At 47.3% G+C, this 25,042-nt stretch carries 13 protein-coding genes; 12 read left to right on the forward strand and 1 reads right to left on the reverse strand.

Annotation, left to right across the window (positions count from 1 at the left end; genetic code table 11):
- The first annotated feature begins 745 nt into the window (after window positions 1-745).
- The 11 genes from BLU99_RS04910 (at window position 746) to BLU99_RS04960 (ending at window position 19,934) form a co-directional block, all read left to right on the forward strand.
- Window positions 746-4,054 carry a SusC/RagA family TonB-linked outer membrane protein gene (locus BLU99_RS04910; RefSeq protein ID WP_091900077.1) on the forward strand — a complete coding sequence of 1,103 codons (3,309 nt, stop codon included), beginning with the start codon at window positions 746-748 and terminating at the stop codon, window positions 4,052-4,054.
- A gap of 80 nt (window positions 4,055-4,134) precedes the next feature.
- A complete protein-coding gene (locus BLU99_RS04915) occupies window positions 4,135-5,955 on the forward strand; it encodes a RagB/SusD family nutrient uptake outer membrane protein (protein WP_176771047.1) in 1,821 nt (606 codons plus the stop codon).
- A gap of 21 nt (window positions 5,956-5,976) precedes the next feature.
- Window positions 5,977-6,723, forward strand: a complete 747-nt coding sequence (locus BLU99_RS04920) for a hypothetical protein (RefSeq protein WP_091916911.1) — start codon at window positions 5,977-5,979, stop codon at window positions 6,721-6,723.
- A 70-nt stretch (window positions 6,724-6,793) separates the two neighbouring features.
- Window positions 6,794-8,533 carry a DUF6057 family protein gene (locus BLU99_RS04925; RefSeq protein ID WP_091900080.1) on the forward strand — a complete coding sequence of 580 codons (1,740 nt, stop codon included), beginning with the start codon at window positions 6,794-6,796 and terminating at the stop codon, window positions 8,531-8,533.
- A 43-nt stretch (window positions 8,534-8,576) separates the two neighbouring features.
- Window positions 8,577-10,088 carry a TolB family protein gene (locus tag BLU99_RS04930; protein ID WP_176771048.1) on the forward strand — a complete coding sequence of 504 codons (1,512 nt, stop codon included), beginning with the start codon at window positions 8,577-8,579 and terminating at the stop codon, window positions 10,086-10,088.
- An 8-nt stretch (window positions 10,089-10,096) separates the two neighbouring features.
- Window positions 10,097-11,647: a DUF6057 family protein gene (locus BLU99_RS04935; RefSeq protein ID WP_091900082.1), complete on the forward strand. Its 1,551-nt coding sequence runs from the start codon at window positions 10,097-10,099 to the stop codon at window positions 11,645-11,647.
- On the forward strand, window positions 11,644-13,197 hold the full coding sequence (locus BLU99_RS04940) for a TolB family protein (protein ID WP_091900083.1): 1,554 nt from the start codon (window positions 11,644-11,646) through the stop codon (window positions 13,195-13,197). Before BLU99_RS04935 ends, BLU99_RS04940 begins: the two co-directional genes overlap by 4 nt.
- Window positions 13,198-14,106: 909 nt before the next feature.
- A complete protein-coding gene (locus tag BLU99_RS04945) occupies window positions 14,107-16,314 on the forward strand; it encodes a peptidase domain-containing ABC transporter (RefSeq protein WP_091900084.1) in 2,208 nt (735 codons plus the stop codon).
- A gap of 4 nt (window positions 16,315-16,318) precedes the next feature.
- A complete protein-coding gene (locus BLU99_RS04950) occupies window positions 16,319-17,614 on the forward strand; it encodes an HlyD family secretion protein (RefSeq protein WP_091900085.1) in 1,296 nt (431 codons plus the stop codon).
- A gap of 189 nt (window positions 17,615-17,803) precedes the next feature.
- Window positions 17,804-19,378 (forward strand): tetratricopeptide repeat protein, encoded by a 1,575-nt coding sequence (locus BLU99_RS04955; RefSeq protein ID WP_091900086.1) that lies wholly within the window; start codon window positions 17,804-17,806, stop codon window positions 19,376-19,378.
- Window positions 19,379-19,565: 187 nt separating this feature from the next.
- Window positions 19,566-19,934: a hypothetical protein gene (locus tag BLU99_RS04960; RefSeq protein ID WP_144006087.1), complete on the forward strand. Its 369-nt coding sequence runs from the start codon at window positions 19,566-19,568 to the stop codon at window positions 19,932-19,934.
- A gap of 14 nt (window positions 19,935-19,948) precedes the next feature.
- Here the strand turns inward: BLU99_RS04960 and BLU99_RS04965 are convergent, their stop codons facing one another.
- The gene (locus BLU99_RS04965) at window positions 19,949-22,378 is read right to left on the reverse strand and encodes a glycoside hydrolase family 127 protein (RefSeq protein ID WP_091900088.1); all 2,430 of its coding nucleotides are present in this window, start codon (window positions 22,376-22,378) and stop codon (window positions 19,949-19,951) included.
- Between the two features lie 241 nt (window positions 22,379-22,619).
- Here BLU99_RS04965 and BLU99_RS04970 point away from each other — a divergent pair, with 241 nt between their 5' ends.
- Window positions 22,620-25,040: a glycoside hydrolase family 127 protein gene (locus BLU99_RS04970; protein ID WP_091900089.1), complete on the forward strand. Its 2,421-nt coding sequence runs from the start codon at window positions 22,620-22,622 to the stop codon at window positions 25,038-25,040.
- The last annotated feature ends 2 nt before the right edge of the window (window positions 25,041-25,042 follow it).

A 25,042-nucleotide genomic window follows, 5' to 3' on the forward strand; every position in this document is an offset into this window, starting at 1 on the left:
TTGCAAAGGTAACCCTATTTATTTAACTTTCATTTGTAAAGTGTTGCATGTTTTTTACATCTGGTAACATGAACTTTTTCCCCTTTTTTTTCACGACGACGGCCCATTTTTTGGGGATAAGTCTTGAAAACAGAGAATATTTAAACCTATTTACACTCTTGGCAGACTATCACATACTAAAACAAGCCAATTAACATTAAAGTCTATTTCACCCATGAAATGTCATGTAACAAATCCCATCAAAAGAAACAAGCAAAAAGACCATTTTACACCTTATTTATTATATAATATAAGAAATGCCTTGTCGCGCACTACGTCCGAGAAGGGATTATTATCCGCATATGTAGCAGAAACTTTGTCTGGTGTAACATTTTGCCCCTTAACACGACATCTGCAAAGTCCGCGTTACAAATCACAAAGTCACAGTGTTAATTTTATAATATATTTGCATTCGCTTAGCGGGCACCGTGACGGGTTTGACGCAAGAGAAGATATTTCCAATCTACATTATCATAACAATTACCTAACTAATTAATTAATTATGTGGAATTTTAAATCACTAGAATGCAGGGCTCCGACAATGGTGCCATCACCGATCTCAACGGAAATTCACTATTCTGGCCGTTTATAGCGCCGAACTGGACATCCGCCGAGTAGGCAATATATTACCAGGAAGCAATTGCTTCCGCTCAAAACCTATTTGTATTCATTACAAACCAATTTAACATATTGAAAATACTTAAGTATGAATCGAAAATTTAGAAAGACAGCGCTGCTGATGAGTGCCATGGCTATGTTTGGTCTTGGTTACTCTTCGAATGCCTACGCCGCAGGAGCTCCTCAGGAGATTCAGCAGGCAACGAAGAAGATTACAGGTACTGTAGTCGACGCTCAGGGCCCCGTTATCGGAGCTAGCGTAGTTGAAAAAGGTAAGACCGGAAACGGTGTGATTACCGATTTCGACGGAAACTTTACTCTCAGTGTAACGCCTGGCGCTACGATCGTCATTTCGTACGTCGGTTACGAGACTCAGGAGATCAAAGTTGGCAATCAGGACAACTTCCAGATCACACTGAAGGACGACAACGCTCTGCTTGACGAAGTGGTTGTCGTAGGTTACGGTACAATGAAGAAAAAATTGGTGACTGGTGCTACCGTTCAGGTCAAAGGTGAAGACATCGCCAAACTGAACACCACCAACGCACTCGAGGCTATGCAGTCAAGCACGCCTGGTGTGCAGATCACCCAGTCATCTACACAGCCTGGTAAGGGCTACAAGGTTTACATCCGTGGTATCGGTACCAATGGTGATTCAAAACCTCTTTACGTGATTGATGGTGTCGCAGGAGGTAACCTTGACGGTATTAACCCGAATGACATCGAGAGCATCGACGTCCTGAAGGATGCTGCATCGGCTGCCATCTACGGTTCTCGTGCTGCCAACGGTGTGATCCTCGTGACAACCAAGCAGGGTAAGGCAGGCAAGGTAGAGCTCACCTACAATGGTGCTATGGGTTGGTCTAATGTTTACAAGCGCCCACAGCTTCTCAATGCTCAGCAGTACATGACCATCTATGACGAGTACAACTTCAATGTGTCAGGTGCCAAACTTAATTGGGCAGATTATGTGCCACAGGCAATTCTCGACAAGGTTAAAGGCGGTTGGGAAGGCACCGACTGGTGGGATGTATTCACCAACAAGAATGCCATTCAGCAGAATCATTCTGTAACTTTGACCGGTGGTACAGATCGTTCTAAGTTCGCTATGTCTTACACCTATACTGGTAATGACGGTATCATGGGTGCCGACAAAGCCTCTTACTACAACCGCCACACCATCCGTATCAATAGCGACCACGTGCTTCTGAAGGCCAAGGATTTTGATGCCATCACCATTGGTGAGAACATCTCTATCGGCTACACCAAGGATCATTCCTTGGCAGAAGATGGCATGTATTGGAGCTATATCCACAGCCTGCTTCAGACTTCTCCACTTATGCCGCAGTTTGCTGACAACGGTGACATCTATGCTTATCAGAACCCTGACGGCACCCCCTCTTATGGCCAAGGTTGGAATCCTTCTATGTTCAACAACCCCTGGGAGAACCTCTCTAAGGGTGGATTCAACTCTATGTCAGAGAGCCGTAACCTCAATGCCAGCGCCACAGCTTTCATCACCATTCAGCCTATCAAGGGTCTGAGATTCCGTTCTCAGTTCAACTACAACTGGGGAGCTGGCGCATACCGTGGCTTTGGTATACCACGCGCTCCGGCAGAGGGTTCTGCTATCGTTAACACTTATAATGTCAACCAGAGCAGTTGGATGAACAGCCATTTCTCCATTGAAAACACTCTGACTTACGATCTCCCCATTCTGAATGGACATAAGATCAGCGTGATGGCAGGTCAGAGTTTCGAGAGCACTGCTTGGAGTAACAGGATTGAGGGATCTAATCAGGTGGAATACGGCAAGCAGCTCGCAACACTGAGAGGTTGGGATTCTGCATGGCTGAGCAACATCAAACTTGACAGTGGTGCTCCTACTTCTTCTCTGATTGGCAAACCTGATGATGAAGAGTATCTCGCTTCTTGGTTCGGACGTGCTACTTGGGACTACAACGAGACCTATATGGCCACCGCGACCTTGCGTTATGATGGCTCAAGTATCTTTAATGATGGTAAGCGCTGGGGTATCTTCCCGTCTGTATCTGCAGGTTGGGTAATTTCCAATGAGAAATTCATGGAGGGTACCAAGAGCTGGATAGACTTCTTGAAAATCCGCGCATCTTGGGGTCAGAATGGTAACAACCGCGTCGGCAAGTACATGCATCTTGCAACAATTGCCTTGTCTGGCAAAGCAAACGATAGTGGTTACAAATTCGCTAATGACATGGCTTCTTCTGTTGCCGGCACACCAAATGTCGGTGCTTATGCAAACATCTCCCCCAATCCTAACCTCACTTGGGAGACTTCTGAGCAGCTCGACTTCGGTTTCGATGCCCGCTTCCTCAACAACCGTCTGGGTGTAAACTTCGACTGGTATAAGAAGTCGACAAAGGACTGGCTTGTCACACCTACTGGAAAGTACGTCTTAGGAACTCCTCCTGCAGCCATCAATGGTGGTCAAATTGAGAATACTGGTGTTGAGCTCGCCCTCTCTTGGAATGACAGGCTCGGCAAAGATTTCAGCTATAATGTCGGTGTAAACCTTGCATACAACAAGAACGAGGTAACCAAGATCAATAACAATGTCGGATATTTCAATGGTCCTGCCAATGTGCTCTCTCAGGGAACAGAGTTCATCTCCCGTGTGGAGGAAGGTCACCCCATGGGTTACTTCTACGGTATGTCATACAGCGGTATCTGGCAGAATCAAGAGCAGATTAATGCCGCTAACGCAGAGTCACTTCAGCGTCATCCAGGACTTGACAAACCGACATGGGATGGTGCACAGCCTGGTGACTGCATCTGGGACGACTGGAATGGTGATGGCAAGATTACCTATGCAGAAGGTGACATTTGTGACCGTCATGAGATTGGTGATCCTAACCCAAATTTCCTTCTTGGTGTCAACCTCGGTCTGAGCTACAAGGGCTTTGATTTCGCTGTAAACGGTGCCGGTGCATTTGGCATGCAGATCATGCGTTCTTACCGTTCATACGGTGATGACCCCGACCAGAACTACGATACAACCATCCTGAATCGTTGGCATGGTGAGGGCACATCAAACTTCCTGCCGCGTATTTCTGGTAATGGTCACTCGAACACTATCTGGAACTCTATCCGTTACATGGAGGATGCCGACTACTTCAAGATCAAGACTGTAACATTCGGTTATGACTTCAAGAACATCTGGAAGTCTTGTCCGTTCCAGCAGCTCCGATTCTACGTCCAGGCTCAGAACCTCTACACATTCACCGGTTACACCGGTCTCGACCCAGAAGTAGGTTCATCTGGTAATGCGGCTTATGTATCAGACTGGGCATCTGGTATTGACCTCGGTCTATACCCACCAGCTCGTACTTTCTTGGTTGGTGCAAGTATTAAATTCTAATTCGACAACAAGTTATGAAGAAATATATTATATCATCGTTAGCTGTTTTGTCAGCAACTGTGTTTACATCTTGTAACGACATGCTGGACACAGATCCACGTGTGACAGAGATGACTCAGGCAACCTTCCCTGGTAAGCCTGCAGATGTTGAGGCCTTGAATGCAGCGACCTATAGCATTATGAATGTAATGGGTGGCGGCGACTCTGATAACCAGAATCCTTTCTTCTGGTGGGAGGTAATGTCAGACAACTGCTTCGGTAGCGGTGGTCTGCAGGACAACAAGGTAAAGTCGCTCCATCATCTTGTAGAGATGAGCGTCGATCAGTATGAAGAGCCTTTCAAACTTCTTTATGGTGGTATTCAACGTGCCAACAACACAATTGAGACCATTGACAACGTGCCCTGGAAAGAGAATGAGAAGACTCGACGTAATCAACTTCTCGGCGAAGCATACTTCATGCGCGGTCTCTATAACCTCTGGCTCACCCAGTTGTTTGGTGATGTCCCCCTGATTACCTCTACTACTGTTACTGAGGAGATGGAGCAAGAGGTAAGTGCCGAGGAGGTCATCTACCCACAGATTCTTTCAGACATGGTTTCTGGTATGAACTTGATGAGCACAGAGAAGAGTTCTGGTCATGCCAACAAATTCGTGGCCGAGTCTTTCATTGCTCGTGCCTATATGTTCTGGGCAGGTTTCTATAAGAATGTCAGCGAACTGGCTTCTGGCTCTGCTCCTGCTATCAGTCTTGTAGAACAGGAGGGTTGCACCGCAGCTTCTCTTTCTCAGGCCGACGTTGTCAACTACCTGAAGGACGTTGTTGCCAATGGTGGTTACAAGCTCTGTGAGGACTTCCGTTCACTCTGGCAGTACTCTAACAGTCTGCTCTGGGATGAGGCTCAGGACGGTGAAGGCCATGCTTATGCGTTCATCAAGGATATGAAGCGTGAGAACTGCTTCGATATGCCTGGTATGGGTAACGGCAACACCGAGGAAATCTTCCAGATCCAGTTTATGAATGCCTCTAGCTGGGATATCGGTGGTGCATATAACGCTCAGCGTATGTATTCAAACTACATCTCAGTATTCTGGGGACTGCGCAATGGTGCCAGCAACCAGAATGGTGACCGTAATCTGACTTATCCATTCAACCAAGGTTGGGGCCAGGGTACTCCTTCATGTAATATCTGGGACGACTGGACTGCAGCTGAGAAAGCTGGCAATTACGAGGATCTCCGCAAGAAGGCATCTCTGATTGACTTGGATAATGAACTTGTAGGATACACCTATGAGAAGGATGACTGTGAGGAGTCTGGCTATTCTGTTAAGAAGTATGCCGAGGTCAATCTTGACGCTTGCGAAGCAAACAACGATACATGGTGGTCCAAGTGTGAAGGTTATAACAGCAGTTCACTCGCCAACAAGATGCAGGGTGACCACTTCGAGGACTTCTACCTGATGCGCTATTCTGACGTTCTTCTGATGCTGACCGAGCTCACTGGTGATGCTCAATATATGAACCAGGTTCAGAAGCGCGCCGGTGTACCTGAGACAGCTTACTCACTGAAGGCTGTTCAGGACGAGCGTCGTTGGGAATTCGCTTTCGAGGGTATCCGCTTCAACGATATGCGTCGTTGGACTGGTAACAATCCTACCGAGAGTTCATACGCTCCTAAGGCTCTGCAGGCTCAGAAGGGTAAGCAGATTGTCTGCCTTGGGCAGAAGGGTAACAAGCGCACCATGGAGCACATGACCTGCTCTTGGGCAGAGCGTTACATTGCGACCAACGGTTTCGTTGCAAAGCCTCAGAAGCAGATTAACCTCATGGATGGTAAGCTTACTCAGAATCCTGGTTGGGATGCTTCTGATCCTAAGACTCAATATAAAGTACTTTATTAATGTTTTAAATAAGTAATCAATATGAAAAAGATATTTATGCTTTTTGCCGCAGTATGTGCGCTTGTAGCCTGCGATCCTGTCCAGGAAGATATCAGCAATGGCGGTCACATCACTGTTGACGAGCTTCTGGCAAAGACCAGTGTCACTGTTGACAAGGCTGCCAGTGGCAAGAACGGCAATGTAATTTCTTGCTGGACCTCAGCGCCAGTCAATGCAAAGTGGAATATTGGTGGAAAAGATTATACCAGTAACTTTGCTTCTAAGAAGATGAAGCTTGGTTCATATACCGTCAAGCTTTTTGCTCTTTGTCCTGATGGCACCGAGCTTACAGCTGATTTCCCTGTAACATGTGATGAGATCACTGATCCGCTCCAGAAGTTCTACATCTATGGTGATCCTGCCAATGAAGAGCAGAAGCCATTCAGCCCTGGTTCTTGGGATGCATCTGCTATGCGTTTCAGTGATAGCGAGGGTCAGCATTTCCCATATCTTTCTGATGATGTGTATTGGGGCTTCAAGACACTTATCATGGATGTCTCAGATGCTAGTGACGATTGTACAATGAAGATTATGAATGGTTGGTGGAGTGCTTTCTATTATGACACCAACGATCACCCGATGCCAGTTCCCAATGGTTTGCTGGAGATTCCTCTCACCGAAGAGATTGCAAAGCATTGTGCTAAGGGTAACGGTGGCGAAGCTAGAGACCTTCAGTTCATGATCGTTTCTGGTTCATGTACCATCAATTCAGTTTACTATGAGGAATAATCATTCCTAAGTGGTATAATTAATAATAGGCTGACTCATTTAATTGAGTCAGCCTTTTATAGCAAAAAAGATGATGAAAAAAAACAATGTATCTAGTGCCATCCTCTATGTAAGTCTATTGGCTTTCATTTCATTTGTTGTATATATATTATACATCAATCAAGAGGTATTCTATACGGTACACGACCGTTCCGAATTCCTTTTCGGCACCCCTTTCTTCCACACGCTCATGCAAAAGCCCTTTGGACTGATACAGTATGTGGGAGCATGGTTTACACAACTATTCTGCCATCCTGCCTTGGGTGCTGGTGTGCTAGTTGCTATTTGGACGCTCATTTTCTATGTGGGAGCCAAGGCTTTCCGGTTACAGGGAAGCGCCTCCGCGCTGATGCTCTTGCCTGTAGCCTGTCTGCTCACGTCAATTGTCGATTTAGGCTATTGGATTTATATCCTCCCTATCAGGGGCTATTGGTTCTCACAGTCGATAGGTTATCTGATCATGTTGCTGTTCTTGTGGGCAGCACGCAGTACCCCACGTAAATGGCATATTGTCTGGTATCTGCTAGCTTTCTGCATCTATCCTGTGCTTGGATGGTTTGCCCTGCTATTCATACTATGTTTAGCGCTTAGCGAAAAACCCACCTGGCGTGAGTTGGTTGGCATCGTATTACTTGTCTTTACCGCCAGCATTTGGCACACACAGTTCTATTCCAATCTCAAGTTCGACAATGTCATGCTGGCAGGCATGCCTCGCTTCGTAACGCCACTCGACAGTAGCGCGCGACTCTCAATCCCATTCTGGGCACTTGGCGCTATCTCTATACTTATACCGCTGTGTGGCCGCCTCTTGGCTAAGAAGCTCACGCCTGTGTTGTGTGCTGTTGCTGGCATCATCTTTACTTCGTCACTCATGTTCCATGATCGGAACTATATTGATGAAATGCGCATGGTGCGCTATGCTTCCGGTGACAACTGGAAGGAGGTTCTTCGCATGGCAGAAGAGACCAAGAAGCCAACCCGCACGATGGTCTTTCTCAAGAATATTGCCCTGATGAACGAGGGCGGCTTACTCGACCGTTCATTCAAATTAGGCAATGATGGTGAGAATATCACCAACCCTGATTCGCTCCACGTCAGCCTTCTGGACATCGCCTCGCCTCTAGTCTATTACAACTACGGCATGATGAATGAAGCCATCCGTCTGAGTTTTGAAAATGCCATACAGGCAGGCTTTTCACCTTTCTACCTGAAAATGCTCTCCCGATGTGCTCTGGCCACCGGAGATCAGAAACTAGTAGAACGTTATACTACCCTATTGCATCATCACCCGTTTTACAGCAACTGGCAACCAGTTCCGGTCACTGAAAAGATAAAGGAACTGCAAAAATGCTATCCTGATGAACTTACTGGTGTTGAGAACAGCGATAGCTATATTGTCAATGGTATCAGTCTATGGTACGAATCCGATAGTAAAGTGGCTTCAGAACAAGCATTACTCTATGCCATGTTACGCTGCGACTCTCGTCGCTTTTGGGCATCAATGCGCAACTATGTAAAGCTACACATGAATGAGAAATTCCCTTTACATGCACAAGAAGCTTATATCATGTATATGGACAAATCACCTGAAGAAAAACGCATGATACTTCCTGTAGAGCAATCTATATACGACCACTACAAACAGTTCTGGGGATCCTTAGAAAAACTTGCAAAGCCTGGCATGAAATTTGAAGAGGCTGGAGAAATGATGCGCGAAGAATGGGGAGATACCTACTGGTGGTATAACATCTTCGGAAGAAAGATTTACTAATATGTTTATCTGGAATGGAAACGTAATTAAACCCAAGAAAATCATGAAAAGATATATTCACTCTTATCTTCAGTTTCTGGCTGTTGCTGTACTACTCTTATCATCGTGTGTGAATCACCCTGCAGTACCTTCCTCATCCAAAGAGGTCAAGTGCCAGCCAACCATATTCCCCGATTACTGCGATGTCACCGTGCCATGCAATATTGCGCCACTCAACTTCATGCTCCCGGCTGGCGAGTACGAAGCATGTATCGCACGTCTTACTACTCCCGATGGCCAGCAACAGACCTATGGCAGTGGCGTGAAAGTACAGATTCCCGAGTCGGAATGGCACGATATGCTTCAAGCCTCAAAGGGTAAGAGCATAAAAGTAGAGGTTTGGGGACAGAAAAAGGACGAATGGCTATCGTTCAGTCCGTTCGAAATTCATGTCGCCAAAGACCCCATCGACGATTATTTATCGTATCGCCTCATCGAGCCATCGTATGTCGCTTGGAGTTTCATGGAGATAGCTCAGCGCAACCTTACTTCATTCGAAGAGACACAGATCTTCAATAACGAGATTACGTGCAATGATAAGGAAAAAGGCCAGTGCATCAATTGCCACAGCTATCAAAACTACAAGACCGACAACATGCTCTTCCATGTGCGTCTCTCCAATAGTGGCACTGTGATTGTAAACGATGGTAAGATCTCAAAAGTAGATCTGAAGCGCGACTACACCATCTCTTCGGGTGTCTATCCGGCTTGGCACCCTACGGCCAAGTTGATAGCCTTTTCGACCAACCAGACTCGGCAAGGATTCCATACGTTAAACCCCAATAAGATTGAAGTTTACGATCTCGCCAGCGACATGATTCTTTACGATGTGGAGACCGACTCTGTGAGCATTGTCAGCAACGACCCCGACCTTTTGGAAGTGTATCCAACATGGTCGCCAGACGGCAAATATCTCTATTACTGCAAGTCTGTTCCGCTTCCTGAGGAGTTACGCGACAAAGATATCAGATCCACCTACCCGAAGATACAATACAACCTCTATCGCCGTGCGTTCGATCTGACATCGCACGAGTTTGGCGATGAGGAACTCGTCTACGACGCCGCCTCCGCTGACAAGAGTGTTACCTTGCCACGCATCAGTCCCGACGGTCGCTATCTGCTGTTTGCCTTGGGCCAGTATGGCTGTTTCCATAGCAGGCACCATGATGCCGACATTGTCTGTATCCCGATGGATCAGTATGCTGGCATTGCCCTCACCGGAGAGACCTCTTCGGCTATCGATCTTTCGAAGCTAAACAGCGACGGCTATTCTGACAGTTACCCCTCATGGTCGAGCAACGGGCATTGGATCATGTGTGCCAGTCGTCGTGACGATGACAACTACAGCCGTGTCTATTTTGCCTATTTCAACAACGGGAAAGTAGAGAAAGCCTTCCTTTTGCCTCAGGAAGACCCAGAACTGCATACCAGCCTTCTGAAGAGCTATAACCGTCCGGAGTTCATGGTTGAACCTGTTAAAATCAGTGTCAACGAGTTCAGTCGGGTTTTTGATTAGTAGTATAAATGAAGCATCTCCTCTCTATATACACTCTCCTGTTCGGTGTGGCAGTCCTCCTTTTCTTCGGGCTGGCCTACCCACACCATCTGCATTATCAGGAGCAGTATCAGCTGTTTCTCTTCGACAGCACCTACATCTGGGAGATCGTCAGGCTGCCAGGTGGCATAGCCGATCTGCTGGGTCGCTTCTGCACACAGTTCTTCCTTTATGCCTGGGTGGGAGCGTTTATCATAGCTATTCTGCTGTCGCTGGTGCAGATCCTGACGCTCCACCTGGCCTATTCACGGACAAGTCCAGAGCTACAGGAAAGCATGCGCAACACGGGGATGACGACTGAGCCGAACGAGGGGATACTTTATGGTTTGAGTTTTGTGCCGTCGTTCCTGCTCTGGCTATTCCTGCTTGACGAGAATGCGTTGCTGGGGGGAGCTTGGGCTGTATTACTCACACTTCTTGCTTCTTGGGGCGTCGAAAAGTTAAATGGTAGGGTGCGACGCATCCTACTTATTGCTGCCATTCCTGTACTCTATTGGATGGCGGGCCCTGTCTGCGTGATATTCTTCCTCCTGCAGGCCCCACACCCTAAGCGTTCCATAAGGTATTACGGAGTATTCATTCTGATGGCTTTCATGCTTGTCATGCTGTCAAACTATCTCCCAGTACCTGCCACTAAATTATGGTTCGGCATACATTACCATCGCTACCCGACAGAGATTCCTGTTCTACTATGGGCTGCCACCCTATCTGTTTTCTTCCTCATGCTTATTGTCCGTGCATTCCAACGGTGGACCAACGCTTCAAGCCACATGATAGTAACGCTTTGTTCCTTTTTACTGGTAGCTGTCAGTATGGGGTATCTCGTCTGGAGAAACAGCAATCTCAAAGCAGAAAAGGTGATGCAATATGACTTCATGGCCTGTCACCAGCAATGGAACCGCATCCTTGAGACCATCAACGACAAGAAACCTAACAACCAGATTGGCGTGACGGTACAGAATCTTGCCCTGGCGATGCATGGTATGCTCTTGGACCACATGTTCGAATATAACCAGAACAGCATCCATGGTCTTCTGCCCGATGTAAAGACAGATGCGACCAGTCCTATGCCAACTGCCGAGGCATTCTATCATCTGGGGATGATCAATGTCGCTCAGCGAACGGTGTTCGAGGCTCAAGAAGCTATTCTCGACTTCCAGAAAAGTGCCCGATGCTACAAGCGGTTGGCTCAAACCAACCTCATCAACGGGAACTACGAAGTGGCTCGCAAATATCTCATGGCTCTACAGAAAACCCTTTTCTATCGCGAATGGGCTAACGAGACTCTTTCGCTTTTGGGGAATGAGAAGGCGATAGCCAAACATCCCGAATACGGACGCCTACGTCAGTCGAACTACGAGGAGGATTTCTACTTCAGTGACCATGTTACCCCCGAGATGCTGGAGAGCCTCTATTCCAAGAACACAGATAATCGCATGGCCTATCAATATCTGCTGGCCTATTATCTGCTGACGGGTGATCACGAAAGCTATAACCACATCATGTCCCAAAAGCGATGAAGAAGATTTCATATATATTTGACATTTCACATCGAACTCGCTCACGCTCGACAAAGTTCGAACCATGCCGACTTTGTTCTTGCCTATTCGCGTTTTTCTTCCTTCTTTTGTTCGCTGCATGCACAGAAACCGTCAGCGATGCAAAGCAGGAGGCTGAACAACCTCATATATATCCCGACTATATCGGTGTCACCATACCCGTGAATATCGCTCCTCTCTGCTTTAACATGGTAGATGAGATGGCATTGTGTATTGATGCTGTCATTGCAGACCACCACGGGCACTATCTGCATAGCCAAGGCGAAGAATCTGTAAACTTCGACCTTGACGACTGGCATACGCTACTCGGACAAAACCGTGGCGACTCGCTCAGCGTGACTGTTTCTGCCAAATATGCTGATGGCTGGCACACCTACCATCCTTTTTCAATTTACGTTAGCCCAGATAGCATCGACTACGGTATCTGCTACCGCTTGATTGAACCAGGCTATGAGGTATGGAGCAAGATGGGTATTTACGAACGCGACCTCTCCTCTTTCGATGAGCGACCGCTAATTGAAAACACCCAGTTCGAGGGCTGTGTCAACTGCCATAGCTTCAATCGCGGCAATCCCGCCGATATGAGCCTTCACGTCCGTGGTCCGCATGGTGCCACGCTGCTACGACAGAACAACGGTCCTATCACGGCCTACAACACCAAGACCGATCAGACGCTCGGTTTCTGTGTCTATCCCTACTGGCATCCCTCGGGTCGCTATATAGCATACTCGACCAATGCCACGAGTCAGTTATTCCATAGTGCCAACCACAACCGTATCGAGGTCTTTGATACCGCTTCTGACCTTCAAGTCTATGATGTCGACAAAAACGAGTTGTTGCTTTCACCCCTTCTCAAGCAAGATTCGGTCTATGAGACCTTCCCCGTATTCTCGTCCGACGGACGTTCACTCTTCTTCTGTGCGGCACAGGCGCTCCATGAGGGAAGTCATCAACTTGACTCGATTCACTATAATCTCTGTCGCATTGACTTCGACCCAACAACGGGCAAGTTTGGTAGTCGTATAGACACCATTGTCGATGCCAAGACTCAGCGTAAGTCGGTATCCTTCCCTCGTCCCTCCTACGATGGACGTTTCCTTTGCTATACGCTCGCTGACTATGGACAGTTCAGCATCTGGCACCATGAGGCTGATCTCTATCTACTCGATCTCTCCACAGGACAGAGTCGCCCCATGGCCGAGGCAAACTCTGAAGATACAGAATCATTTCATAACTGGAGTACAAATTCTCGCTGGATCGTGTTTAGTTCCCGCCGCGACGACGGACTCTTTACACGCCTCTATTTCTGTCACGTTGATGCCAAAGGGATTATCAGTAAGGCATTCATGCTACCACAGCGAAATCCGCGTCGCTTTTATCGCGAACGCTTCCTGTCCTTCAACGTGCCCGACTTCATCATTAGTCCAACTCGGTTCGATAGTCACAAGGCCAGTCGGATCATCAACGACAAATCACGAAAGGATTTTGGTGTGCGCCAAGTACCCATGTAATCGACCTCTCCCTGTGCTTACCAAGGAGAGCAGAAGAATAAAGTATAAGACTATTTAAGTTAGTTTTTTATAGTAATTAGTAATTAGACACATTGTTTTGGTATTTTGAAGGTGCTGCGTCGTGATGACGCGGCATCTTCTGTTTTTTATCCTATAGGACGAACTTGCAATACCGTTGCACATTCTGCAATCCTCTGCTATATTGCATGTTATACTCAAAAATGCACATAGCTACACAACCCCGCTTTTGCAACGTCATTTACTTGCTTCGCTTTATTAATTTCCCTAAATTTGCAGCGTACTTCAAGATATATATCAACTTGATTATATCCAGACCTAACTGGAAAACAGGAGCAGAAACCGAAAAGCTTTAAAGAGTAGGTAACATAAAACTATTTAATGACCGTCGCCGATTTATCGGCACGGTCATTTGAAAGAGGTCACATCCAACACATGTCTTCATAATTAGGTACAAAAAGATGGGGGCATAAGCAATGACTAATAGACCATAAACGTTGAAACAACAACCAAACCTTAACCGCTAATGGTGTTGGTTATGATATCATGACCAATGCCATTAGCTTTAATTAAAAGAGATTATGGGAAAAGACGCCGCATTTTCGTCATCACAAACCCCACAACAACGTTGCGGAACACGCGACCAGTTGTTTGACAACACATTAGTCAGCAAAGAGCATACGATGTGTTTTCTGTCATTTTGCAACGCTTTTTCTTTGTTTTCTTACACTTTTTTATTAAGTTTGCAGTGCAATTACAATAAGTTTCCATCTAAGAACTAAGAAGAATAATTGGATATGATGGCGACATATGCGTTTACCGGGTAATCTGTCCTCCTGTATCGTCATTCGAGTCACTATACAAGACAGCCCCGAAATGTCTAATTAAACAATGAGAAAAAAAGAATTCCCACTCTATATCCAGCACGACGCCATGGACTGCGGTCCGACCAGCCTTCGGATGGTCGCTGCCTATTATGGTAAACAATACTCTGCACAATACCTCCGAGAGAACTGTTTCATCTCACGCCTAGGGGTATCCATGCTTGGCATCAGCGAGGCCGCTGAGAAAATCGGAATGCACACCATAGGACTGCGCATTTCAACCTCCCAACTGAAAGAGGATGTGCCCCTACCTTGTATCATCCACTGGAATCAGAACCATTTCGTGGTACTTTACAAGATTGAAAAGACTAAACAAGGTGCTTTGTTTTATGTGGCAGACCCTGCCGGCAGCAAGGTCACATTCACAGAAGAGGAGTTCAAGAGATGCTGGTTAAGCAGTAGGAATGACGGGGAAGACGAAGGCATCGCCTTGTGCTTGGAGCCTACACCCGATTTCTATAACCGTTCTGATGAAGACGATATCAATAAGAACCGACGGAGCTTCTTGTTCCTGTTCGAGTATCTTCGACCATACAAAAAACTAATTATTCAACTATTTATCGGACTCGGCACGGGGTCGCTGATACAGCTACTCCTGCCGTTTCTCACGCAATCTATCGTTGATTTTGGTATCACGAACCAGAATCTGAGCTATATCTACCTTGTACTGATTGCACAGATGATGCTCGTCATCAGTAGCACATCGGTCGAGTTTATCCGAGGATGGATCCTGTTGCATATCGGCACCAGGGTCAACATCTCTTTGCTTTCCGATTACCTAGCCAAGCTGATGCGCTTGCCGATTGCCTACTTTGACACAAAGATGACCGGTGATATCCTGCAACGCATTAACGACCACACACGTATCCAGCAGTTCCTGACCAACACCAGTCTGTCAACCCTCTTCTCGGTTGTCAACGTCATTATCTTTGGAGTGGTCATCCTTTTCTATAGCTGGATAATATTCTTGATATTCTTTGTTGGCAGTGCCCTTTATGTGGCATGGGTATGGCTGTTCATGAAACGGAGGGCAGTACTCGACCATAAGATGTTCACCCAGAATGCCGCCAACCAGAGTAGCATGGTGCAGTTGGTCAGCGGCATGCAGGAAATTAAACTGAATGCATGCGAGCAACAGAAGCGCTGGGAATGGGAGCATATTCAAGCAAGAATCTATAAGATTACAGTGAAAGGACTAGCTCTGTCACAATATCAGTTGTCGGGTGGTATTCTCATCAATCAACTCAAGAATGCCATCATCACTGCCTTTGTGGCTGCGTTGGTGATACAAGGTGAGATTACGCTCGGTATGATGCTCGCCATCCAGTATATCATCGGCCAGTTGAACAGTCCTGTCGACCAACTGATCGGTTTTGCCCGCCAGTATCAGGATGCCAAACTGAGTTTGGACCGTTTACAGGATATCTACACGAAAGATGATGAGCGCCCCTTGGAAAAGACTCTTATCACAGATATTCACAATACCGACATTAGGATTGAACACCTGACATTCAGATATGACAAACTGAATGAGAAACCAACACTCGACGACATCAACCTGACGATCCCTCGTGGTAAGACAACCGCCATCGTTGGGCTCAGCGGGAGTGGTAAGACCACCTTGTTGAAAATGATCCTTGGGTTCTATAAGCCTGACAAGGGTAAGGTGATTATCGGCAACTCCGACATTGAGAACTACGACAAACGGGAATGGCGAAAGCAATGCGGTTCGGTCATGCAGGATGGATTCATTTTCTCCGATTCCATTGCTCGAAACATCGCACCCGGAGAGGAGAGAATCGATGAAGACAGAATGCGAGAGGCAGCTGCCACAGCCAATATCAAAGACTTCATAGAGGAGTTACCTTTGGGTTATAACACCAAGATCGGAGCTGAGGGACACGGACTAAGTATGGGACAGAAACAACGAATCTTGATCGCACGTGCCGTCTACAAGAATCCGGAGTTTATCTTCATGGATGAGGCCACAAACTCACTTGACACAAACAACGAGCATCAGATCATGGAGAACCTCAACCGTTTCATACAGGGCAGGACGGCTATCATTATCGCCCATCGTCTGAGTACCGTTCGCGATGCGGATAACATCGTGGTACTACAGGACGGTAAGATCTGCGAGCAAGGTAATCACGAAACATTAATTGACAAGAAGGGGCTTTACTACACACTCGTAAAGAACCAACTAAATATATAAGTATATGCCGAAAGAAAAGAAAGAGAGCATTATCCGGAGTGAGGAGGTACAGGATATTCTGTCTGCTCCCCCTCACACATTGCTGAGTGCGGGCTCATCAGTGATTGGCGGTATTTTGTTGATACTGCTTATCGGCTGCTTTATCTTCAAATACCCCGACACTATCTCGTGTGCGGTAACCATCACAAAGACCGAACCTCCCGTCTGGGTTGTTGCAAAAGCATCAGGTAGACTGCAGGAGCTCTATGTCACAGATGGCCAAAGGGTCAAGACGAACGATGTAATCGCTGTCATAGAGAATCCGGCCAACACCCGGGATGTACTGACTCTTGACTCTCTTTTGTCTACCATATCATGGGAAAAAGGGGGCTGCATCAATATCAGTCTTGACGACGCACATCTTGGCAGTATCCAAAGCACATATACCACTCTTGCTAGAGCCATCACAGACTACAACAGTTTTGTGAACAATAACCTCTACGACCAGCGTATTGCCGCAGAAGAAGCTCAGCTACGCCCCTATGCCGACTACCTCGAATCCGTATCCAAGCAAGTGGACTATAGTCAACGCATCAACTCGTTAAGCAAAGGGAATTACCAGCGTGAAAAAAGTTTGCACGACAAGGGACTGACCTCCGCCTCCGATCTGGAGTCAACAGAGCAAGGATTGCTCAGCAGCAGTATGTCGACAGAACAAATGCGCTCTTCTCTGGCCAATGCCAAGATACAAGTCGCCCAGATCCGGAATACCATCTCAGAACTCAAGATGCAGAAGGAACAGGAAAAACGGCAATTAGAGACAACCCTACAGTCTGCATGGGAGAGCACACGGACTGCCATCCGGGAATGGAAGCAAGTCTATCTTCTCCAGAGTCCCATCGCTGGTATTGTCTCATACAATAACCTTTGGAAAGCCAATCAGAACATTACCGCCGGCGACAAGGCTTTCTCTGTTGTCAGCAACAAAGAGAACACGACCATAGGCAAGGCTAAGATTCCTGTGGCAGGCTCCGGAAAAGTCAAACCGGGCCAACGCATCAATATCCAGTTAGACGGCTACCCCTATCTGGAATACGGTTTCCTAACAGGAAAAGTCGTTTCCGTTGCCACCATGCCCGACGAGAACGCTTATACAGCGACCTTCGAGGTGAAGGATGGCACAGTTACCTCATACGGCAGACACATCAAGAAGACAGGCGACCTGTCTGGTGTCGGTGAGATTATTACAGAAGACCTCAGTGTGGCAGAAAGACTTATCGGACCTCTCCGATATCTGCTGCACCGAAATGTCTTAGACTAGAATAAATCCAGCCATAGGCTGGTATGTACGACCTATAGGTAACCTTAAACTGTCACATGTCCATAAGACGATTATGGATGTGCGATTGGTTGTTTTTATGCTTTTTTAACACATTAATATCCCTCATATATGCACTTTTATTTGGGATTCACGTACAAAAGTATTATCTTTGCCCGAAAAATTGAGCAAATGCGAGGAAAAACTGGCATATTAATATTCATATTATTTAACCTTTTACTTATCGGCTGCAAGAACCAGAATCAGAAGATTCTGGACGATGTCGCCTATTATCTGCAAAATGATTCCGTCATGGAGGCCAGCGCCTGCTTTGACCTTCTTCATATAGACAACCTTAGTGACAAAGAGAAAGCTCTCTACTATCTGTATGAGGCCACCATACGTTATAGATCATACCAAAAGATGCAGTCCTTTGACGGTATTGAATATAGTATCAATTATTTCAGCAAAGCCGACGATCGGAACAAACTGGCTGAGGCTTATTTTTACAGAGGAGCGCTGAAATTTGAGAATGGCATAACCGAGATAGCCATTGAAAACCTGAAGCAGGCCGAACAACTGGCTCAAAAAGATGGAGATATAAAGCAACAGCATAAGATTACCGAGTTGTTGAGTTCTATTTATTGTTCTGCAGGACTATATGACCTTGGTCTCCAATATGCTAAGAAAGCGATGACTCAGGCTGTCCAAACGAAAAACTACAACTGGTATGTCTATGCGATTGACTATATCGCAACAACCTATTTTCAGAAGAGGATGAACGACAGCGCCCTCTACTATATTAAAAAGGTTCCCCCATACGAGAAATATCTGGACAAGGAGACCATAGCAGGCATTTACACCAGTATTGGCATGGTCCAATCCTTACACAATCCAGAAATGGCAAAAGAATACCTGTATAAGGCTATCGCTTTAGAGAATAATTCCAGTGCCTATGCCGTCTTGGCGGATATTGAGATTAAGAACAACGGCAACCGACAGACTGCCAAAAATCTGCTGGACAGTGCATTAGTACATAGTAACGGCAAAGACGTCAACTATATCATCAGCAGACTCACCAAACTCTACATGGAGGACAAAGAATATGAGGAAGCATGCAGCTTATTACTGAAAAGGAGATCAATAGAACAAGATCGATATGATATTAAACAAGATTTAAGCCAGATACAGATGCGATACGACATGCTCTATAAGGAGAAGAAACAGGCCGATTATATCCACATGATTATGACGCTTCTTATTCTGGTTATTGTTGGCATCCTGTCCATCCTCTTCTACCATCGCTATCAATATCTGAAGAATAAAAAAGATATGATTCAGCGACAAATGCTGATTGAGACCTACAGCAGTAAACTCAAGAATCTTCAAGACGCAGACGACAATACTGCCAAGCAGGAGGGAGAACTCATGACAAGCATCAATATCCTGCAAGAGAAACAGTCGGAGGCACTCAAAAAAGGAAAAGAGCTTTACGAGCATGTCCGCGAAGGCCAGAGCATCATTACCTGGACCAAGCAGGACTATATTAATATGATAGACTACTATAGTCTCATCGACATTCCCTTCGGCGTTACACTGGAAACCGAATACCATAGTCTCTCGCCAAGATACAAGTTGTACTTGATCCTAACGAATATGGGCAAGAGCGAAGAAGACATCGAGTATATTTTTGGCATCGGAAAAAGTGCTATCCGCTCCATCAAATCACGCATCAAGTCCAAAAATGAGAAAACCCAAGTATCATAAGCCGTCTGTGGTGTCTCATTTTCCGCAAAACAAACATGTTGCACATAACGCAATCGGCTCATCATCAACCCTTTAATTATATAACTACTGCAACTCCATGGAAGATATAAAAAAACCTGCTTGTTTTAGATAAGAAATGATTATCTTTGCAGCAGAGAATTATAAACCCTAAAAACTATATTGATTTATGAAACTAAAAAAACTTTTTACCATCGCCTTTGGATTGGCGATGACAATGAACATCTATGCAGATATTCCGCCATATGATGATTCAACTGATCCTGCAGGTACAGACTACGTTCCCCGACCTCACCGTGCCCCGCGTAGGCCGGCCATTACAGTCGACAACTTCAGAAATGGCGGAGCCATTATACTTCCCAACAAGGATCTTGAGCTTGTGGAAATAGAATATTATAAGAACGGTTGTCTGGTCAAGTTTGAGAACTACGTTTCCGTAGAAGCGTCCTCTGCACTGATTGTCTCTTCAGAGAACACGACTGCCGATAGTTTTGCCGTCATCGTTAATGGCAAAATACTATATGCCGACAACTTTTAATATCAAACCTTAACCTATCGCACTGACCACTCGAAGAGACCTGTCGCATTATCTGCCGGCAGTGTCACTTCGAGTCGCAGTGCTTTAGTCTTCACTGGATTGAAATTCACAGTACAAGCAGAACCTTTCTCTGTAGGATAACCATCGGCACCGCCGACAGGTATCCAGTCACCTTGGGCATCCTGATAGAGGATACGCCATGATTGAGGCACGCGACAGCCGCCCCAAGGACCGTCATCATACCAATAGACGGTAGCGCTCTGCACGGTAGCCTCTTCCGGGAACTCATAACTAAGCCATTCGGTACAGTCTTTCTTCGGCCACCAATGAGTATACGGCACACTACGGTCGTTTTCATCCTTCGGTACCAAACGATCATTAATACTGGAAATGGCTGGTACGCTACATGAACTTCCTACCTTACTCTCCGAGGCAAGGGTGGCTGGCAATGACGGGTTTGTGGCCTTCAGATCCTGCGGCAACCACACACGCATCTTACCACTACCACGATGGCACCACGCATAATAAGGAATCAGTGTCAGCGCCTGGTCGGTTGTCTCCAAACGTCCCTGTCTATTGAAATTAAGCAACTGCGCGTCGGTCGTGAGCGTCAGGATCGTGGTTCCGGCAACCTCACCCTTTCCAACAGTGAACTGTGGTTCCTGGTTTACAAGTGCACCCATGATATCGAAGTGATTATCGGGATGTTCGGCACAGTACACCAACGGACCGCGCTCCACAGCAATCATCCCCCGGTCGGCTTCAACCTTGTTGTTTGCTCTTACGGTACGCGGCTCCATATCGAAATGTATCTGTACACGGTCGCCCTTCTTCCACTTACGGTTGATGGTGTAATAACCATCGGAGGTAAGTTGTGCATCTGCTACTGTCGTACCATTAACAGTCACACGATACCCGAGTCTTTTACCGTCGGTATACTGGTAAAGATTAGAGGGGACCACCTGATTACGCACCCAACCGGGGATGCGGATCTTCAGAGCGAATGATCCGACGGTATTCTGATCGACCGTCACAGCGACATCGCCATTCCACGGATAGTCTGTCGTCTGACTTAAAGTCACATTCTTCCCTGCCACGGCAAGTGTACTTTTATTCGAGAGGAAGAGGTTCACATAGACATCCCTGTCCTTCACCGCATAGACATAGCCCGGCAACGACGGGATAAACCGACAGATATTACTCGGGCAACAGGCACAGCCGAACCATGCCTGACGCTGGTGCTGTCCCATTGACTCCAGAGGGTTCGGATAGAAGAATCCGTCGCCTTGAAGGCTGACGCCACTGATCAGACCATTATATAAGGTACGCTCAAGTACATCGTAATACTTCGACTCGCCATGCAATAGGAAGAGACGGTAGTTCACATACACGTTGCCAATGGCGGCACAAGTCTCACAGTAGGCACTCATGTTCGGCAGTTCATAGTTGGCACCGAAAGCCTCACCATTCGAAGTCGCACCGATACCGCCGGTAATATAGAGTTTCTTCGACACGATATTATCCCAGATGGCATCGATGGCATTGATATAGTCTTTATCGCCCGTCAGTGCTGCCACATCAGCCATACCGGCATACATATAAGCGGCACGTACGGCATGCCCCACAGCCTCGTCCTGCTCAACCACAGGCTTATGCGCCTGCGAGTAATCATGCACGATTGTCGTCTTCCCACGGTGGTCAAGGAAGAACTTCGCCTCATCCAGGTATTTCTTATCACCTGTCACCAGATAGAGTTTGGCCAGTGCCATCTCCGCAATCTGATGACCGGGCACCACACAAGCCTGACCAGGATTCGGTCCCACCTCTCGACACACGCAGTCGGCATAGCGGATGGCGATGTCGAGGAACTTCCTACTGCCAGTGGCCTGATAATGAGCGATGGCTCCTTCTACCATATGACCGAGATTATACAACTCATGACTCAGATCCTCCTCCATACTCCACCGCTTATCACCGGCCCACTCATGAGGCTGTTGAGGATTCTGCGTACGTGAGGTATACAAGTAACCGTCGGGCTCTTGGGCAGAGGCGATGATATCAAGCACAGAGTCGATATAGGCCACCAGCTTCCGGTCTGGATACGTCTGCAGAATGTAACTGGCACCCTCGATGGTCTTGTAAGGATCAGTATCATCAAATGCCAATCCACCCACCTTAAATACTTCCGAAGGATTCTTCAGATGTCGGGCGGCATTCGAGAAATTCGTATAACGCCCCGTCTCCTCACACTTGGAGAAGGCAAGAGGGATAGTCACCTTACGACTGGCCTCAAGTCGCTGTCCCCAGAATGTGCCAGGAGCGACCTTTACATTCGTAAACGGTACCGGACTAATTGGATAGCCGTTCGTTTGATACTGTTTCCCCACCGCTGCCATTGGCAATACCATCACCGCTGCCAGCCCGATCGTCATGAGTCTTTTCATCTTCTTATCTATTGTTTTTCCTTTATGAGTGCAAAGATAACCACTTTCCTCGAGACCTGATAAAAGAATCGTCTAATCTCAATGGTAAAATCGTCTAAATTCGTTATTTTGATGCGGGGCTGGACGATTTTTGTATCTTCTTGGACGATATTGACATTCTATTCCCATCTTTTTTTATTATTTTGCGGCATGATTTAAAACTATAAACAGATAATATAACCAAGACCAACAAAAGACGTTTATGAAAAAGAGAGCAGTATTGTTCATAGGTGTGACCGCTCTGACACTCACGGCGAGTGCAACTCAGAAGTCGCAGTCTGTGGCTCCCATTCAGGAGGTGTCCTTTACACAAGTACACCTCAACGACGACTTCTGGATGCCCCGCATCGAGATCAACCGTACGGTCAGCATCCCTTCCGCCTTCCATGAGTGCGAGGTGAACGGACGCTTCGACAACTTCGCCATAGCCGCCGGCCTTATCCAAGGAGAGCATCGGGGCGACTTCTCTTTCGATGACACCGACCCCTATAAGGTGATTGAGGGAGCCAGTTACTCTCTCGCCGTTCACTACGATGCCGCACTCGACCACTACCTCGACTCCGTCATCAACATCATCGCACAGGCTCAGGAGCCCGACGGTTACCTGACTACCTGTGTCATTAATAAATGTACGCGCCTGAGTGGCTGGTGGGGTACTCATCGTTGGGAGAAGATCAACTCACATGAGCTCTATAACAGCGGGCATCTTATCGAGAGTGCAGTGGCCCACTACCGCGCTACAGGTAAGAAGACTTTCCTGAACATCGCCATCAAGAATGCCGATCTCGTATGTAAGACCTTCGGTCCGAACGAGGGACAGATTCATCGTCCCGGTGGTCACCCCATCATAGAAATGGCACTTTGCAAGCTCTACAAGGTGACAGGCAACAAGAAATACCTCGATGGTGCCAAGTATTTTGTCGAGGAGACAGGCCGTTGCACCGACGGTCACCGTCCCAGTGAGTATTCCCAAGATCACATGCCGATCCTACAACAGCAAGAGATCGTGGGACACGCCGTACGTGCCGGTTATCTGTACAGCGGTGTAGCCGACGTAGCTGCCCTGACGGGCGACAAGGCTTATTTCGAGGCCTTGGAACGTATCTGGGAGAACATGTCGAGCAAAAAGCTCTTTATCACCGGCGGTATCGGCTCACGTCCACAGGGTGAAGGCTTCGGTCCCGACTACGAGCTTAACAACCATACCGCCTATTGTGAGACCTGCGCCGCTATCGCCAACGTATACTGGAACTATCGTATGTTCCTTGCCACAGGCGAATCGAAGTATATCGATATCTGCGAGCGTGCATTATATAATAATGTGTTGAGTGGTGTCTCGCTCAGTGGCGACAGGTTCTTCTACGACAACGTACTAGAGAGCGACGGAGAGCACGAGCGTCAGAAATGGTTCGGCTGCGCCTGTTGTCCGGGTAATATCACCCGCTTCATCGCCTCTGTGCCAGGTTATATCTATGCGCGCCAAGGCAAGGACATCTTTGTCAACCTCTATGCCCAGGGCAAGGCGAAGATCGGCCATGTAGAATTAGAGCAGACCACCGACTACCCCTGGGACGGAAAGATCCGCATCAAGGTGACGAAGGGTGGCGGTAAGTTCGCCATGAAGCTCCGCGTCCCCTCTTGGCTGAAGCAGTCGCCGACCAACAATTCTCTTTACACATACTTGGATAAAGCAAAGACCTACAGCGTCAGCGTCAACGGACAAAGTCTCTATCCAGAAAACCGTGATTATATCACCATCACCCGTTCCTGGAAGAAAGGCGATGTCATCGAGCTGAATTTCCCGATGGAAGTACGTCGTATCGCAGCCAACGACAATGCCGAAGACGACCGTGACAAGGTGGCCTTGGAACGCGGTCCTATCGTCTATTGCCTCGAAGGATCAGATCAGGCCGACGGCAAGGTGTTCAATAAATATATCCTTAACTCTGCCGACATCCAGGCACACTTCGAGCGCGATCTCCTGAACGGGGTGGTGGTCCTTGACGGCACTGCCAACGAACTCCAACAGGACGGTACGGTCAAAGATGTGACGTTCCGTGCCATCCCCTACTCGACATGGAACAACCGCGGTCCGCAACAGATGGAGATCTGGGTGGCCAACACACCGGCCATGGCTGTCGCCACACCTCTCCCCACCATCGCCTCAAAAGCACAGACCTTCTCAAACCGCGGCCCCATCCAGAACGATGCCCCAGAGACTGCTCCCACCGACAACTGGGCCAGCGGTGTGAACGACCAATGGGAGCCGAAGCGTAGTAGCGACACCTCCAAGCCCTATCACTACTGGTGGCTGAAACAAGGTACTACTGAGGCTATCTCCTACCAGTTCGATCAGGAGTACGAGGTTTCCAACGTACAGGTCTACTGGCTCGACTTCGACCACTACGACGGAAACTTCCGCACACCAGAGTCGTGGGCCCTCTACTACAAGGATGCCGACGGTCAGTGGCAGGAGGTTTGCGATCACACGCCCTATACCGTGAGCAAGGACTGTTATAACAGTGTCGACTTCCGTCCTGTGAAGACCACAGGCCTCAAGATCCTCGTTAAGCTCCAGCCCGGCAACTCCGGTGGTATCCTGGAGTGGAAAGTGAACAAATAACG

The sequence above is a fragment of the Prevotella sp. lc2012 genome, assembly GCF_900107065.1.
Classification (GTDB): domain Bacteria; phylum Bacteroidota; class Bacteroidia; order Bacteroidales; family Bacteroidaceae; genus Prevotella.